Genomic DNA, 15,334 nt, shown 5'->3' with positions numbered 1-15,334 from the left:
CATCCAGAAGGTTTTACTTAAAAAATTAGAAAAAATAAAACAATTTGACCAAAGGGCTACTTGGTCTTTTTTTCATGCTGCTCAACAATAGTAATTGCAGCAATTAAATCTTTCACTTCCATATTTTCGATGTCTTCATCAACATAAAAAGGAGCAAACTTGTCTTTGTTGTAATTGTATATTTTCCAGCGATTAAATTGATATTCAAGCGCCGTGAAATTTTCAACCCAATCACCAGAATTTAAATACATGGTTTTGCCATGCTTATTTTCTTTATACTCTATTTTTGGTTGGTGTATGTGTCCGCAAATAACATAATCATAACCGTTTTCAATGGCTAAATCGGAAATAACTTCTTCGTAATCATTAATAAACTTTACAGCACCTTTAACACCATTCTTTATCTTTTTGGATAGGGAGTAGCGCTCTTTTCCGCGTTTTTCCAGATACCAATTAACCACACGGTTAAGAAGTGTTAGTACATCATAGCCATAACCACCAAGTTTAGCAAGCCATTTTGCGTTTTGTATAGAAACATCAAACACATCCCCATGAAAAAACCAGGCCTTTTTGCCATTTAATTCTAGAACAAGTTTATCAACAATAGAAATATTACCAATAGTAGTATTGCTGAATTTTCGTAGCATTTCGTCATGGTTTCCAGTAATGTAAATAACATCAACACCTTCAGAAGCCATATCCATAATCTTCTTAATAACTTTTAAGTGAGATTTAGGGAAGTAGCGTTTACTAAATTGCCAGATGTCAATAATGTCACCATTTAAAACCAATTTTTTTGGTTCAATACTATTTAAATAGGTGAGTAGATGCTTAGCATGACAGCCATAAGTACCTAAATGAACATCAGAGATGGCAGCGATTTCTATTTTGCGTTTAATTTTCAATAATGGTGTTTTATCTTTTTTTACAAATTACTAGCTTTTATATTATGTAAATATTACCTTATAATTATTTAATTGTCAGTATTATGTTAAACAATTGTTCGTTTGTTTATTACAATAAAAAGAAGCCTTAAACTGCGTTGTTTTCATTAAAAATGAGTTCTGTAACAAAAAAGCTTTAAAGAAATTTGGTTTATGATAATACATGAAAAAAATACCATGATAGCTTGGTGTTTAGGATACATGATTTGGAAAAAAGCTTTATTTTAGCAGCAAAAATTTAGACATGGCAGGTAATTCCTTTGGAAAACTATTCAATTTAACAACTTATGGAGAATCTCATGGACCTGCTTTAGGAGGTGTTATTGATGGTTGCCCTCCTGGAATAGAATTGGATTTAGAAGCAATTCAAAACGAACTCAATAGAAGAAAACCTGGTCAATCTGCTATCGTTACACAACGTAAGGAGCCAGATACGGTTAAATTCCATTCTGGAATTTTTGAAGGAAAAACAACAGGAACGTCCATAGGTTTTGTTATTGAAAATACCAATCAAAAATCTCACGATTATACACATATAAAGGATAGTTATAGGCCAAGTCATGCAGATTATGTATACGACAAGAAATATGGTTTTAGAGACTATCGTGGTGGCGGACGAAGTTCTGCAAGAGAAACGGCATGTCGTGTAGTGGCAGGTGCCATTGCTAAGCAAATGTTAAAAGGCATAGAAATTACTGCCTATGTTTCTGGTGTAGGTACTATGAAATTAAATAAGCCTTACACCGAATTAGACTTAACACAAATAGAATCAAATATTGTTAGATGTCCAGATCAGACCATGGCTTCTAATATGGAAACTTATATAAAAGAAGTACGAAGTAAAGGAGACACTGTAGGAGGTATTGTTAGTTGTGTTATTAAAAATGTACCTGTTGGTTTAGGAGAGCCAGTATTCGATAAATTACATGCAGAGCTCGGTAAGGCCATGCTTTCTATTAATGCTGTAAAAGGATTTGAATATGGTAGTGGTTTTGAAGGTAGCACTATGTATGGTAGCGATCATAACGATTCGTTTAATAATGATGGTACTACAAAAACTAATTTTTCGGGCGGTATTCAAGGTGGTATCACTAACGGGATGGATATCTATTTTAATGTGGCTTTTAAACCAGTGGCTACACTTATTCAGAAATACGAAACCATAGATAAAGACGGTAATACTGTTGAAATGCAAGGAAAAGGGCGTCATGACCCTTGCGTAGTACCAAGAGCTGTACCTATTGTTGAAGCTATGGCAGCATTGGTTTTAGCTGACTTTCACTTGATTAATAAGATGTATGGCTAACAAGATATATAGCTAAACATCTATTTAAGAGATTAATAAGGTCTCAATATGAGTCCAAAATAATTCCTTTTGTATCAAATCACCAATAATAACCAATAAATAAAATTTTCAGTGATGATTTATTATTGGTTGCATATTCTTTACATTTTTATAGGATCTAAATTATTTTGGAATAGCTATGAAAGAAATGCTTGTTTCCTCCAGTATTTTAAGCGTTTTTCAAAAGGATTATGCTATTATAAAAAATACAGAATAAAACAAGTTATCTTTTATTCAAATCTGGTTTTACCTGTATCTTAAACAGAATAAAAATACTTATCTTGTCTCAAATTTATTTGATTATAAATAGTTCTATAAAGTTTTAATTAATAAACCCCTCTCTAAATAAGAGGATAGGAAAAGAATGAAAAAAATAGCATTGCATTGGAAAATCATCATAGGGATGGTTTTAGGGATTATTTTTGGTTTTATTATGAATTCCGTAGATGGAAAAGATTTTGTTACGGATTGGATTGCGCCATTCGGAACGATATTCATTAATCTGCTAAAACTAATTGCTGTACCCTTAATTTTGGCGTCTTTAATAAAAGGGATTTCAGATTTAAAAGATATTTCTAAGATTAAAACCATGGGGTTACGAACTATAAGTATTTATATGGTAACCACTTTAGTTGCTATAGTTATTGGTTTAGGTATTGTGAATACTATTAAACCGGGAGATGGTATGCCGCAAGAAACCATAGAGAAAATTAAATCAAAATATGAAAATGATGCTGGTGTTGCGGATAAACTTACTAAAGCATCTGCACAAAAAGATGCGGGACCATTACGCGCATTGGTTGATATTTTTCCAAGTAATATATTTAAAGCGCTTGGAGAAGCAAAGATGCTTCAAGTTATTTTCTTTGCACTATTTGTTGGGATTTGTTTATTATTAATTACAGAAGAAAAGGCAAGGCCTCTTGTCAATTTTTTCGATTCGTTAAATGAGGTCGTCATGAAAATGGTAGACCTTATTATGCTTTTTGCACCTTATGCAGTATTTGCTCTGATGGCTAATGTTATTATAGCTTTTGATGATACTGAAATACTTCTAAAACTATTAAACTACAGTTTGTGTGTTGTTGGTGGTTTAATATTAATGATTGGTTTTTATCTCATATTGGTAAGTGTGTATACAAAAAAATCGCCTCTATGGTTTTTAAAACAGATTAGTCCAGCACAACTTTTAGCGTTTTCAACCAGCAGTAGTGCAGCTACTTTACCAGTTACTATGGAACGTGTAGAAGAACATATTGGAGTAGATAAAGAAGTTTCCGGGTTTGTACTACCGGTTGGTGCGACTGTCAATATGGATGGGACAAGTTTGTATCAAGGTATTGCTGCCGTATTTATTATGCAGGTTATTTGGCCAGAGGGCTTAACGTTTACTAACCAATTAGTAATAATTGCCACAGCACTATTAGCATCTATAGGTAGTGCAGCCGTACCAAGTGCTGGTATGGTGATGCTGGTGATTGTATTAGAATCTATAGGCTTTCCTGCAGAATTATTACCAATTGGTTTAGCACTTATTTTTGCGGTAGACAGACCTTTGGACATGTGTAGAACGGTTGTAAATGTAACAGGAGATGCCACTGTATCTATGTTAGTAGCTAAGTCTTTAGGCAAATTACATGAGCCGAAACCTAAAGAATGGGACGATAATTATGAAAAAGTAAAATAATATATTTAACTTTAAAATGAAATAATTATCCAAAAACGAGTGACTATGAATGTGTGTTTTATAATGTATCCTTGGGAAGAAATCGATCCTGAAAATGATACATCTCTAACTTTAATTAAAGAATGTGTAAAAAGAAAACATGGTGTAGCCCTATGCTCACCAGCCAACTTAACTATTCGGAATAGTGTTACAAGTGCTTCGTGTATGGTAGTTGGTAGGATGGAAAAAACACCAAGTTCCTTAAAGTCATTTTATAATAAAGCAGAATTGCGAGAAGAAATGCTTCCGTTGGCAGGCTTTGATGTGATATTTTTTAGAGCAAATCCTCCTTTAGATCCTATTATGCTTAATTTTTTAGATTCAGTTAAAGACGATGTTTTTATTATGAATTCTTTAGAAGGTATGCGCGAAGCTAATAATAAATTGTACACAGCTGCCTTTGGTGATGCCCATAGTAACATTATCCCAGCCACACACGTATCAAAAAGTAAAAAGTACTTAATACGCCAGATTAAAGAATCTACGGCGGATAGAATGATTTTAAAACCTCTAAATGGTTTTGGTGGATCTGGTGTTATTTTAATTGAAAAATCAGCAATGAGTAATATCAATTCATTATTAGATTTTTATATTAATAATAGTAGTAATGGGACGTCTAATTATGTGATTCTTCAAGATTATATCGAGGGAGCAGATGAAGGGGATGTGCGTATTTTAATCCTAAATGGTGAGCCTGTAGGAGCTATGAAACGAGTTCCAGGAACAGATGATCATCGTTCCAATGTTTCGGCAGGAGGTAGTGTACAAAAACATAGTTTAACTAAAGCTGAAAAAGCATTATGTAAGCAAATTGGTCCCAAATTAGTAAACGATGGATTGTATTTTGTAGGAATTGATGTTATTGGAGGGAAATTAGTAGAAGTTAACGTTATGTCTCCTGGAGGTATTACATATATTAATAAAGTGTACAAGCTAAAAACCAAGATAGAAGAAAAAGTCATTGACTTTTTAGAAATGAAAGTTTTGGATAAACTTCAAGCTTTTGATAGACGTACCAGGCTTCGAAAGACAGTTCAGGATGCGTAGTAGTATTCAGTGTTCGGTTACAGTTTATAGGCGCAGTGTCCATTGCAATAATTAATAACTAGATATCTCTCAGTGGCTTGGTGCCTTTGCGAGGTAGATTGGATAACAGTTTATTAATCAGTAAATGGCTAGATTAAAGAATAAAATAAAATTTTAGCATTATTGTCAGTTAAAGAAAGCTTCAAATGAGTTCCAGTATTTCAATATCATCTCCAATAGTATCTGTAGAATGGCTTCATAAGAACTTAATAGCAAGTAATCTCGTTATTTTAGACGGTACTATAAATAAAGTATTTGATGCCACACAAGTCCAAATACCTAATTCACGATTTTTTGATATTAAAAAGAAGTTTAGTGATATTAATGGGCCGTTTCCTAGTACATTTCCAACAGAGGAACATTTTCAAAGAGAAGCAAGAGCTTTAGGTATAAATAAAAATAGTGCTATTGTGGTCTATGATGACAAAGGTATTTACTCAAGTGCTCGCGTTTGGTGGTTGTTTAAGTCTTTTGGATATGATAATATAGCTGTTTTAAATGGTGGGTTTCCTGCCTGGAAAAAAGCGAATTATGATACCGAGGCTATGAAAAAATATGATGGCGAATTAGGTGATTTTATAGCTAATTACAAACCAGAAAACATGACATTTTTTAATGCCATGAAAGAAGCTTCAAAAAATAAAACACATCGTATTATAGATGCACGCTCCGAAAGGAGGTTTAATGGCTTAGAACCAGAACCAAGAGAAGGTTTGCGAACGGGGACTATTCCTAATTCGGTAAATTTACCTTATACTGATTTATTAGATGCTGGTGAATTAAAATCTAGAGAAATTATTGAAACAATTTTGAATAAAAGAGTCCATAAAAAAGATCCTGTCATTTTTTCCTGTGGGTCGGGAATTACAGCATGCGTACTAGCTTTGGGAGCTCATATGTCTGGTTATAAAAATATATCAGTTTATGATGGTTCCTGGACCGAGTGGGGTAGTTTAGTTAATGAATAAACCATGGAAAAGCTTTCGCTCAAAGATATTATAAGCAAAATTTGCAAAGAAGAAACCTTTGAAGCGGTTTCTTCAGATTATTCATTTACAATAAAGATAGATTCTTATGTACCATATGCTTGCGCAGCTATACACGACGGACATCAATTTAGAAAAGAGCTTTGGGATAACTGCATGCATACCGAATATGAACGTTGGTATGAAGAAGATCCAGAAACTAAGAACATGATTAAATCGCATCCCATTGTTATTGCGGGTTGTGATTCCAGATTTGAATACGATTTAAATAGAACGCCAGAGGAAGCCGTTTTTGAAACTGCCTGGGGGAAGCAATTATGGCGTGAACCACTTTCCCAAGAAATGAAAGATAAAAGTCTTAGAAAACATACAAATTTTTACAAAGTTGTACATACACTTGTGCAAAAATTAGAAAGGAAGTTTAGTTTTTGCACCATTTATGATATGCATAGCTATAATTGGAAGCGTTGGGATAGAGAAGTCCCTACATGGAACTTAGGTACGAGTAATGTTGATAATGATAGATTTGGAGATAGTATTGAAGGTTGGAGGCTAAGTCTATCTGAAATTACATTTCCAAATGAAATTAAACCAACTTCAAAAATCAATGATACATTTCAAGGTCATGGATATTTCTTAAAATATATTACCCAAAACTTTGAAAACACCTTAGTTTTGGCAACCGAAATAGCAAAAGTGTATTGTGATGAATCTGATGGGATTATATATCCGGAAATTGTTCGGACTGTAGAAAAAGAATTAATATCACGGATACCAAGACATGCGTTAAGTGTGTATAGTCAGTTTAAAAGACAGGAAGCATTATGAAGATTGAAAATAATGTGTCAACTGAGGCGCTTTCTCAAGTTGATAAAAATATCGATTCCCTAGTTAAACAAATAGAATTGCTGAGCTTTGTGAATCCTACTAATATAGAAGAAGAAAAATCAAGATTCTTTTCATCTAAATATTTAACTGATCCTATTTTTAAATACCCAACTATAAATTTTGATAAGTTTAAACTGCATAGGGCGTTATTTTCTCAATCTTTAGAGCTTATTAAAGACACCGAAATTAAAAATCTTTATGAGGATATTATTTATGAATATTCAGGGCTTATACAATGTATAGAGACCATAGGAAGTGGAAAGAAATTTTATTATAATTCTTTGCGTTGTTTTGGAACACCTACAGAAAGAGATGTAGAAAACGCAAAGTTTATTCTTCATTTTGAAGAAGAAGACAAGGATGACCATGTTTTTAAACCTAAGTATAGTGTTACAGAGGCAGAAACGTTTTTTAAAGAGTTCTCTAAACGATATAACTTCAAATACAGTATAAAAGAATCCGATAAAATTTCTGCAATAGCCATGGTACTGAATAATAACAGGACTTTGGTTTTAAACACAAATCATACTTACTCTGATAATGAAATAGCTGTATTAACCAACCATGAAATAGGGGTGCACATGGTAACAACTATGAACGGATTATTACATCCTCTGAAAATATTTTCTCATGGATTTCCTAATAATGAGGAAACACAAGAAGGGCTAGCGGTTTTCTCAGAATATATGAGTGATAACTTAACAATAAGACGCTTAAAAGAGTTAGCATATCGTGTTATTGCTGTAGATAGTTTGGCAAAAGGGTATTCATTTTCTAAAACCTTTAGATTATTACATAATCAATATGATTTAGATAGAGACGTGGCTTTTTATATAACCGTAAGAGTACACAGAGGCGGCGGGTTCACTAAAGATTATTTGTATCTCACAGGGCTTAAAAAGATTTACAACTATTATCAAGAAGGAAAAGATTTAAGTTTATTATTAACAGGGAAGGTAACTCTAGAATATGCGAATGAAATAGAAGCTCTTATTAAAAAGGGCTTGGCAGTTCCAGCAAAGCATATTACTGACTCTTATGCTGTAAATAAAAACAGAAATAAAAAGGTAGATTTTATTTTGAGAAGTTTGAAGTAAATTTTGCGTTCAAGTCATTTCGACGTTAGGAGAAATCACATAAAGAACTTACACATTTCTTATTAGCAAAACACTATGTGATGTCTCAATCGTACCTCATTTCGACATGACAAAACTATTCCAAAAACTTGCTTTTCAACTCCGGCGTAGGAATCATACAAGCCTCCTTTTTTCCATACCATTTATAACGGTTTTTAGCAATATAATTGTAAACCCAATTTCGGATAAATGGCGGGATAATAAAAAATACACCCATTAAGTTTTGAGGAAAACCTAGATGCGTTGCAATTTTTAAAGCAGCAGTAGACTTAGAAACGATACTGTTTTCGGGAGTATATAATAATATAGAGTCCGTTTTTTGGGTATCTATATTAAAGCGTTCAATTATACGCTTACCAATATCGCTTTGCAGTGGAGCAAACATAAATACATTCTTTTTATCATGATTTATAACATATTGTACACTCGTATTACAAAGATTGCAAACACCATCAAATAAGATCAGCTTTTTATGTTTTGGAATATCAATACTCATAGTGCAAAGATAAGGCTCTTTAAACTATTTAAAAATACTGATGTTTGACATAATAAATGTTTGAAGATAAATTCTTCAGTATTGTAAGAATTTGTTATTTTTATACGAATCATAAATTTATAACAATGAAAAAAATAGTTTTTTATTTACTAGGGCTTTTTGCAATTATATCATTAAATGCTTGTACGTCAGAATCGTTAGATGAAGAAGTAGAGCAACTTATTAATACTGAATTTCAAAGTATTGAAGATGAAGATTCGTTAGGTAATAACATGAGACCTAGGTAGTACAGTTAATCATTTACTTTAATTAATTTACAAATTATTCAAAAAGTGATTCAAATCTGTTTCTTTATCTAAATCAAGCTTCTTTTTAAGCCTGTATTTAGATTTTAAAACACTTTCTGGTAATACATTAAGCATAGAAGCTATTTCTTTGGTAGAAAGGTTCATGCGTAGAAAAGAAGCCAATCGAATTTCTTTTTCGCTTATATCTGTATAGATGGTCTTAAGCTTATTGTCAAAGTTATTATGCACTTCAGAGAAATAGGATTTAAAGACTTCCCAATCTTTATCTTCTGCATTTTGTTTTTTTAGAAGCATCACGAGTCTTCTAAACTCAACTTTAAATAGTTCAGGAGATTTTTTAATTTTTTCAAGGTTTTCTTTAAGTTCTTGAATGAAGGTGTTTTTTTGAACAAGATGTAGGGTTTGGCTTGTAAGTTCTCTTTGCTTAAAAGCAATTTCTTGTTTATAGATTTCTTCTTGTTTTTCTCTGGCAATACGGTTTTTCTTAATTCTTTGTTGGAAACCAAAAAATAATAATCCAGATACAGCTATAAAAGAGAACATACCACCAGAATAAAGCCCTTTGGTTAGCTTATCTACCTTTGCTTTTTCATTTAAAGTTTTTATTTCTTCTTGTTGAAGTGCAATTGCAGCTTCCTTTTTTTCGGTTTTATAAATAGTTTTTAATTCTTCTATTTCTTTAGATATACTAATATTATCTATTTCATCAGAAACGGTAATAAAATTTCTAATATCAGCAAGTGCCTTATTTGGCAACCCAATTTTTTCAAAAGCTTTTGCTCTTTCATCATATGCAATTTTTAATTGATATTTTGAATCTAATGAATCTGATTTCTTTATGGCTAAATCTAAATACTTAACACCTTCATTATAATTACCTTTTTTACATAAAACACTTCCAATTTCTGTTATAACGTATAAATAATCTGTGGAGTTGTTTTCAGTCTTGCTAAGTTGTTCACTTTCTCTTAAATAAGACACAGCTTTATCAAAAAGCCCCTCATCGCTATATATTTTTGATAAGCTGGTTAATGCTTTATATATATTGTCTTTTATTTCATATGTTCTTGCTATTTTTAATCCTTTCTCTAAGTATTTTTTTGCTTTAACCTTATTATCAATATCTATATATGTAGAGCCTAAATTTATATACGTGTTGCTGGTGTAGATATTGTCGTTTAATTCAATATAAACTTTTAAAGCTTTGTTGTAATAATCTATAGCCTCATAATAATTTTTTCTACGTATTTCAATATCCCCAATTTGTATATTAATATCAGCTTTACGGTATGGTTCTCTATCTATTGTGTCGAGAATGTTTAGAGCCAAAAGACTTTCCTTAATTGCAGCTTTGTAATCCCCTTTTTCACTATATATAATTGCTTTATTACCAACATTTACACCATAACTTAAATAGTCTTTATTTTTTATAAATTTTTCTGTAGCTTTATTTCTTAGAGTAATAGCTAATTCAAAATCACCTCTTTCCAATGCTATACCTGCTAAAACAGATAAGGATTTAGATTGCATAACATTATCGTTGTATTTTTTTGCCAACTTTAATGTTTTATTATAATAATACTCTGATGAATCAATATTATGCACTAGATCATAATAAACCCCAAGATGAAAATAACTAACAGTTTCACCAGATTCATATTTAATTTTTTTTGATAGTTCAATGGCTTGGAGAGCATGATTAAATCCAGCTTTTGGGTTAGTATAAACTTCTGCATAAAATAACCTAGCAGATGTTTGAACCTTTTTGTAGGTATCTGGCATGGTGTTGTATTCATTTTTAAGACTATCAATGTATTTTTGATTTTGTGCAAACGAAAGGTTAAATGTTAAAACAGTTATAACAATGTAAAAAGTGGCTTTCATAATATGTTATTTGATTTCACTAAGGTACTTATTTATAACATTCAAACTTCAAATTAATCTACATCTCAAAATAGACTTGTCTATATAAAGTCTATATATGTTAATCTATTTAACTCGTTTGTTTATTTTTTAAATATATGATTTTCAGTGTTTTGTATTCTTTTGTTGTAAATAGTGATTTTATGATGTCCATTGCATATAAATGGTATTTTTATAAGAGTTGTCCATACTTTGTCCATGCCAAAAATTAGTTTTCGAAGGCATCCCTATCTAGTTTTGAAGTGTTGAATCACAAAAATCACTAATTATGAAAACACAACCATTACTATTTAAAAGTATGATCTATGCATTACTTTTTGTATTCGTGTTATTTCCGAGTTGCAGTAAAGAAGACTCTGAGGAAGACATAAAGCAAGAATTACAAAAAAGTATTGATAATTACCTAAAGGAACTTAATTATAGCAGTAACGAATTATTAGGGGTAGAAGATACGGGGTCTGAATCGTCTTTAAAAACTAAAGGAGAATCTACAGATTCTAATGATAATGTACACGGTGAAAATACATCTACTGTATGTACATCTACAGATTATAATTTAAAAACCAACTTTAGTAATATTCCAATTTTAGACCCGAATAAAGGAATCATTTGGCCAGGAGCTTTAGTTTACGGAGATGCTTCACTTAAAAGAGGGATGCCAACTAATATTAATATTGATCGAGCGCCAATGACTTTAAGAATTGACTTGCCCGGAATTGGAGAAGCAGGAAATGTATCTGTTGAATTGCCTAAAAATTCTAACACAAATTCCGCTATTGATGACGCTTTAGAGTGGTGGAATGCTAATGCATATCGAGAAGGCTATGTAAATCCTTCAAACTCTACATCAGAAGCAACGACCATGTATTCTAAACAGCAAATGAGTTTAGAGTTAGGCTTGAACGCAGAATGGGCAACAGGTAATATATCATCTGAGTTTGATTACAAAACCTCTAAAGAAAAACGAGTTGCTATGATGGTTTATAAGCAAGTATTTTATACCATTTCTATGGATCAGCCTTTAAAACCATCGGATGTTTTTGGTGAAAGTGTATCTACAGAAGAAGTACAAGATATATTTAATGCTAATACTCCAGCAGCATATATTCATAATGTAAGCTATGGGCGAATTATTATGTTTAGAATGGAAACTACGGCAGAAGCTACGGATTTAGAGTTAAAAACAGCTTTTGAATATGCAACTGGGAAGAATAAAGTGGATGGCGATTTAGAAGTGAAGGCTAAAAGCATTTTAGAACAATCTAGTATTAAAACGTTTGCAATTGGCGGTAATGCGGCATCGACGGCAGAGCTGGTTTCAGCTAAAGAATTTGCAGATTTAGAACCTGTAATTAAAGGAGAAAACGCCATTTATAGTAGAAACAATCCTGGAGTGCCAATATCTTATACAGTAAGGTATTTAAAGGATAATACATTAGCAAAAATGGGCTTTAGCACAGATTATACAGCTGTAACGTGTTTTTCTACAGGTAGCAGTCATCCAGAAATTGAATTTAACAACCATACTAAGAATGATGGCTTTAGAATAGGGCTTACCTATAAAAATAATTTACCAGGAGAACCTTCTCAAAGTTATGGGGATTTAACCAAAAATAAGAAATGGAAAAGAAATGAGGTATACGATTCCACATCTGGTTTAACACTACCTAATGGAGCTTATGATATTCGAATTTATATTGAATTACAAATAGATGATGAAGATGGTTCAGATTCTGATGGTAAAATTAATTATTGGCATGTTGATGAAAATTATAAGCAGCGTTATTTTAAAAAGGAATTAGGTAATTACATCCATAATGGAGGTAGTGGTCTTTACGATAAGTGCTATATAGCGGAGAAAAAATTATTTCAACCTGTAACGGTTAGAGCGCTCAAATGCCCATAAGTAAATAGAGAAATTAGTCAATTAATACAGTTGGCACCTAAAGTTGTGGATTCAGCAACTTGGTGCTGGCTGTTATTTTTTTAAGGCTTCAACTAACTCTAATTGATCAATACTTACATTGGTGGTAAATATACCGTAGTTTACAACAGCTTTGTTTTTTTCAATTTTATCGATACTTCCAATGGCACGACCATCTTCCATACGTACGCGGTCTCCTATTTTTAGATTAGGTTTTGGTTTAGGTGCTTCAATAGCTTTTTTCTTGGCTTCTTTTTTCTTTTTACGTATAACTGTGACTACCTTTTCAGCTTCTTTTTTTACTCGCTCTTCTTTCGCTTTTATGACTTTTTTCTGTTTTGCAGTTACTTTTTTACGCTTGGAATTTTCAATTTGCACCAATTTAAAAAGTTCAGCCATTAACTCCTTTTTTTGCTTATTGGTAAAGTACTTTTCAGCAATGTCATTCACTTTCTGACCTAAATAAATAAGACGCTGGTTGCTATCGTACAGTTCTTGATAGCTTTCTAGTTTCTTCTGAATTTTAGCATTAATCTCTTCAAGCTTATCTGCTTCCTCTATTTTTTTCTTCTCGTTTATTTTTAACGATTGACCCGTTTTTTCAAGTCGAGAGCGTTCTTTTTGAAGTTTAGCAATTGTAGCATCAAAGCGTACTTTACTACGTTCAATTTTCTTTTTAGCACGATTTATTAAACTATATGGAATCCCGTTTTTTTGAGCTACTTCAAAGGTAAACGAACTTCCTGCTTGTCCAATGACTAGTTTAAAAAGAGGTTCTAATGTGCGTTCATCAAAAAGCATATTAGCATTAAGCATGTTTGGCAGCTCGTTTGCTAAAATTTTTAAATTAGAATAGTGTGTTGTTATAATACCAAAGGCTTCTCTATGGTAAAACTCCTCTAAAAACGTTTCAGCTAAAGCACCACCAAGTTCAGGATCACTTCCTGTACCAAATTCATCAATTAAAAAGAGGGTATTCTTGTTACATTTCTTTAAAAAGTAATTCATTTGTTTTAAGCGGTAGCTATAGGTGCTTAAATGATTTTCAATAGATTGATTATCACCAATATCACTTAGAATTCTATCGAATAAGCAAACTTTACTGCGTTCATGCACAGGAATTAACAAACCACTTTGTAGCATGACTTGTAATAAACCAACTGTTTTTAAGGTGATACTTTTTCCTCCAGCATTAGGCCCAGAAATCACGATAATCCTACTGTCTTGTTTTAATTCGATGGTTTGTGGAAAAGTCGTTTCTTTCTTTTCTAAATTATTTAAATATAATAAAGGGTGATAAGCATCTCTTAAAAACATACTTCTTCCTTCAGATATTTCAGGAAGAATAGCATTCATGGATCGTGCATATTTTGCTTTTGCAGAAATAACATCGATGTTAATCAAGAATACCTGATAGTTTTCCAGTAATGGTAAAAACGGACGAATAAAATTAGTTAGTTCCTTTAAAATACGAATCACCTCTTCTTGCTCTTCATATTCTAAATTATTAAGTTCTCTCGAATATTGTAAAGTGGTTTCAGGCTCTATATAAACGATACTGCCAGTTTTACTGCCACCCATAATAGCACCTTTAACCTTACGACGATACATGGCTTTAACAGCAAGTACACGTTTGTTCTCAACTACAGATTCTCGAATATCATCTAAATATTCAAGGTTGTGGTACGTGTTTAAGGCAGAGGAGAAGCTGGCATTTATTTTGCCTTTTATTGAATTAATGGATTTGCGTAACTCGAAAAGTAGGCTAGAGGCATTGTCTTTTATATCACCAAAACGATCTACAATCGCATCTACTTTTTCAATAATTACTGTGGTAACTTCAATATGTGATGCATAATTGTTAAGTCCTGGGTAATATTCTTCAAACTTTTTTAGGTACTTAACGATCTCATTAGAAGTTAACGAAATTGAAACTATTTTTTTTAAAGCATGTACTTCTAAATAAGTGTTTTCAATACGTAATAGTTTGATTTCTTTTGAGATAGCGTCGAATCCATGATTAGGAATACGGTTATCATTATAAAAAGAAGATAAATATTCATTCGTTAATTGTAAAGCATCTAGTAATTCTTCCTTCGTTTTGTAAGGAGCTGTTAATAATGCTTTTTCATTTCCTAGTGCTGTGACACAGTGTTCGCTTACTTGCTGTAGGACGGTCGAAAACTCTAAGTCTTTTAATGTTTTATCGTGAATGTTTATCATTCGTTTTCTCATCTGGGTATAAGAGAACAAAGTTAAAAATTCTATTCAATTAAGACGTGGTTTTGTGAGAAGTAAATAAAAGATCTGAAACTCTTAAAAAATGTTAATTAACAGTGGGTTGTAATTCTTTAACAAAATGCTAACATCTGTGGATCAGATTTGTACATACCTTGAAAACGTAACTCAAAATATAACTAAAATGAAAACTAACAACCTTACCACATTATTTATGTGCTTAAATCCTCCCGTTAATATAAAGGCAAATTCAGAAAAACTTTTAGAAGAGTTGGAAGCTTAATAAAAAATCATCAATCAAACTACAAACATTGTGATTAGCTCAACCGTTTTG

At 32.0% G+C, this 15,334-nt stretch carries 12 protein-coding genes; 8 read left to right on the top strand and 4 right to left on the bottom strand.

What is annotated here, in order from left to right:
* Positions 1–56: 56 nt before the first annotated feature.
* The gene (locus tag Q4Q39_RS11450) at positions 57–905 is read right to left on the bottom strand and encodes a UDP-2,3-diacylglucosamine diphosphatase (RefSeq protein WP_303282619.1); all 849 of its coding nucleotides are present in this window, start codon (positions 903–905) and stop codon (positions 57–59) included.
* A gap of 283 nt (positions 906–1,188) precedes the next feature.
* On the opposite strand from Q4Q39_RS11450, the gene aroC reads away from it, so the two are divergent.
* The 6 genes from aroC to Q4Q39_RS11420 all read left to right on the top strand — a co-directional run bounded on the left by aroC (position 1,189) and on the right by Q4Q39_RS11420 (position 8,072).
* On the top strand, positions 1,189–2,250 hold the full coding sequence (aroC, locus tag Q4Q39_RS11445; protein ID WP_303282618.1) for a chorismate synthase: 1,062 nt from the start codon (positions 1,189–1,191) through the stop codon (positions 2,248–2,250).
* A gap of 403 nt (positions 2,251–2,653) precedes the next feature.
* Positions 2,654–3,976, top strand: a complete 1,323-nt coding sequence (locus Q4Q39_RS11440; RefSeq protein WP_303282617.1) for a dicarboxylate/amino acid:cation symporter — start codon at positions 2,654–2,656, stop codon at positions 3,974–3,976.
* Between the two features lie 45 nt (positions 3,977–4,021).
* Positions 4,022–5,062 (top strand): glutathione synthase, encoded by a 1,041-nt coding sequence (gene gshB / locus Q4Q39_RS11435; RefSeq protein WP_303282616.1) that lies wholly within the window; start codon positions 4,022–4,024, stop codon positions 5,060–5,062.
* A gap of 185 nt (positions 5,063–5,247) precedes the next feature.
* Positions 5,248–6,069, top strand: a complete 822-nt coding sequence (locus Q4Q39_RS11430; protein WP_303282615.1) for a sulfurtransferase — start codon at positions 5,248–5,250, stop codon at positions 6,067–6,069.
* 3 nt (positions 6,070–6,072) lie between these two features.
* The gene (locus tag Q4Q39_RS11425) at positions 6,073–6,915 is read left to right on the top strand and encodes an N-formylglutamate amidohydrolase (protein WP_303282614.1); all 843 of its coding nucleotides are present in this window, start codon (positions 6,073–6,075) and stop codon (positions 6,913–6,915) included.
* Positions 6,912–8,072, top strand: coding sequence for a peptidase MATCAP family protein (locus Q4Q39_RS11420; protein ID WP_303282613.1), 1,161 nt, complete (start codon positions 6,912–6,914; stop codon positions 8,070–8,072). The genes Q4Q39_RS11425 and Q4Q39_RS11420 overlap by 4 nt, the downstream gene beginning before the upstream one ends.
* A gap of 115 nt (positions 8,073–8,187) precedes the next feature.
* Here Q4Q39_RS11420 and Q4Q39_RS11415 read toward each other — a convergent pair whose 3' ends face one another.
* Complete coding sequence (locus Q4Q39_RS11415; protein WP_303282611.1) at positions 8,188–8,607, bottom strand: thiol-disulfide oxidoreductase DCC family protein; 420 nt, start codon at positions 8,605–8,607, stop codon at positions 8,188–8,190.
* A gap of 125 nt (positions 8,608–8,732) precedes the next feature.
* Here Q4Q39_RS11415 and Q4Q39_RS11410 point away from each other — a divergent pair, with 125 nt between their 5' ends.
* Entirely contained in the window at positions 8,733–8,894 is a 162-nt protein-coding gene (locus Q4Q39_RS11410; RefSeq protein ID WP_303282610.1) for a hypothetical protein, read from the top strand.
* Between the two features lie 27 nt (positions 8,895–8,921).
* On the opposite strand, the gene Q4Q39_RS11405 is transcribed toward Q4Q39_RS11410, so the two are convergent.
* On the bottom strand, positions 8,922–10,799 hold the full coding sequence (locus tag Q4Q39_RS11405; RefSeq protein ID WP_303282609.1) for a tetratricopeptide repeat protein: 1,878 nt from the start codon (positions 10,797–10,799) through the stop codon (positions 8,922–8,924).
* Between the two features lie 307 nt (positions 10,800–11,106).
* Between Q4Q39_RS11405 and Q4Q39_RS11400 the strand changes: the two genes are divergently transcribed.
* Positions 11,107–12,744: a thiol-activated cytolysin family protein gene (locus Q4Q39_RS11400; RefSeq protein ID WP_303282608.1), complete on the top strand. Its 1,638-nt coding sequence runs from the start codon at positions 11,107–11,109 to the stop codon at positions 12,742–12,744.
* A gap of 72 nt (positions 12,745–12,816) precedes the next feature.
* On the opposite strand, the gene Q4Q39_RS11395 is transcribed toward Q4Q39_RS11400, so the two are convergent.
* Entirely contained in the window at positions 12,817–14,985 is a 2,169-nt protein-coding gene (locus Q4Q39_RS11395) for an endonuclease MutS2 (RefSeq protein ID WP_303282606.1), read from the bottom strand.
* Positions 14,986–15,334: the final 349 nt, after the last annotated feature.

Origin of the sequence: Flavivirga amylovorans, assembly GCF_030540875.1 — a bacterium.
Lineage (GTDB): Bacteria > Bacteroidota > Bacteroidia > Flavobacteriales > Flavobacteriaceae > Flavivirga > Flavivirga amylovorans.
Note: the sequence above shows the minus strand (reverse complement) of the source record. Positions and strands in the feature narration are given on the sequence as shown.

Bases quoted from the DNA above. Each gene is read 5' to 3' on its own strand.
- Q4Q39_RS11405 (WP_303282609.1), bottom strand. From the start codon at position 10,799: ATGAAAGCCACTTTTTACATTGTTATAACTGTTTTAACATTTAACCTT.
- Q4Q39_RS11440 (WP_303282617.1), top strand. From the start codon at position 2,654: ATGAAAAAAATAGCATTGCATTGGAAAATCATCATAGGGATGGTTTTA.
- aroC (WP_303282618.1), top strand. From the start codon at position 1,189: ATGGCAGGTAATTCCTTTGGAAAACTATTCAATTTAACAACTTATGGA.
- Q4Q39_RS11430 (WP_303282615.1), top strand. From the start codon at position 5,248: ATGAGTTCCAGTATTTCAATATCATCTCCAATAGTATCTGTAGAATGG.
- Q4Q39_RS11420 (WP_303282613.1), top strand. From the start codon at position 6,912: ATGAAGATTGAAAATAATGTGTCAACTGAGGCGCTTTCTCAAGTTGAT.
- Q4Q39_RS11395 (WP_303282606.1), bottom strand. From the start codon at position 14,985: ATGATAAACATTCACGATAAAACATTAAAAGACTTAGAGTTTTCGACC.
- gshB (WP_303282616.1), top strand. From the start codon at position 4,022: ATGAATGTGTGTTTTATAATGTATCCTTGGGAAGAAATCGATCCTGAA.
- Q4Q39_RS11415 (WP_303282611.1), bottom strand. From the start codon at position 8,607: ATGAGTATTGATATTCCAAAACATAAAAAGCTGATCTTATTTGATGGT.
- Q4Q39_RS11400 (WP_303282608.1), top strand. From the start codon at position 11,107: ATGAAAACACAACCATTACTATTTAAAAGTATGATCTATGCATTACTT.
- Q4Q39_RS11425 (WP_303282614.1), top strand. From the start codon at position 6,073: ATGGAAAAGCTTTCGCTCAAAGATATTATAAGCAAAATTTGCAAAGAA.
- Q4Q39_RS11410 (WP_303282610.1), top strand. From the start codon at position 8,733: ATGAAAAAAATAGTTTTTTATTTACTAGGGCTTTTTGCAATTATATCA.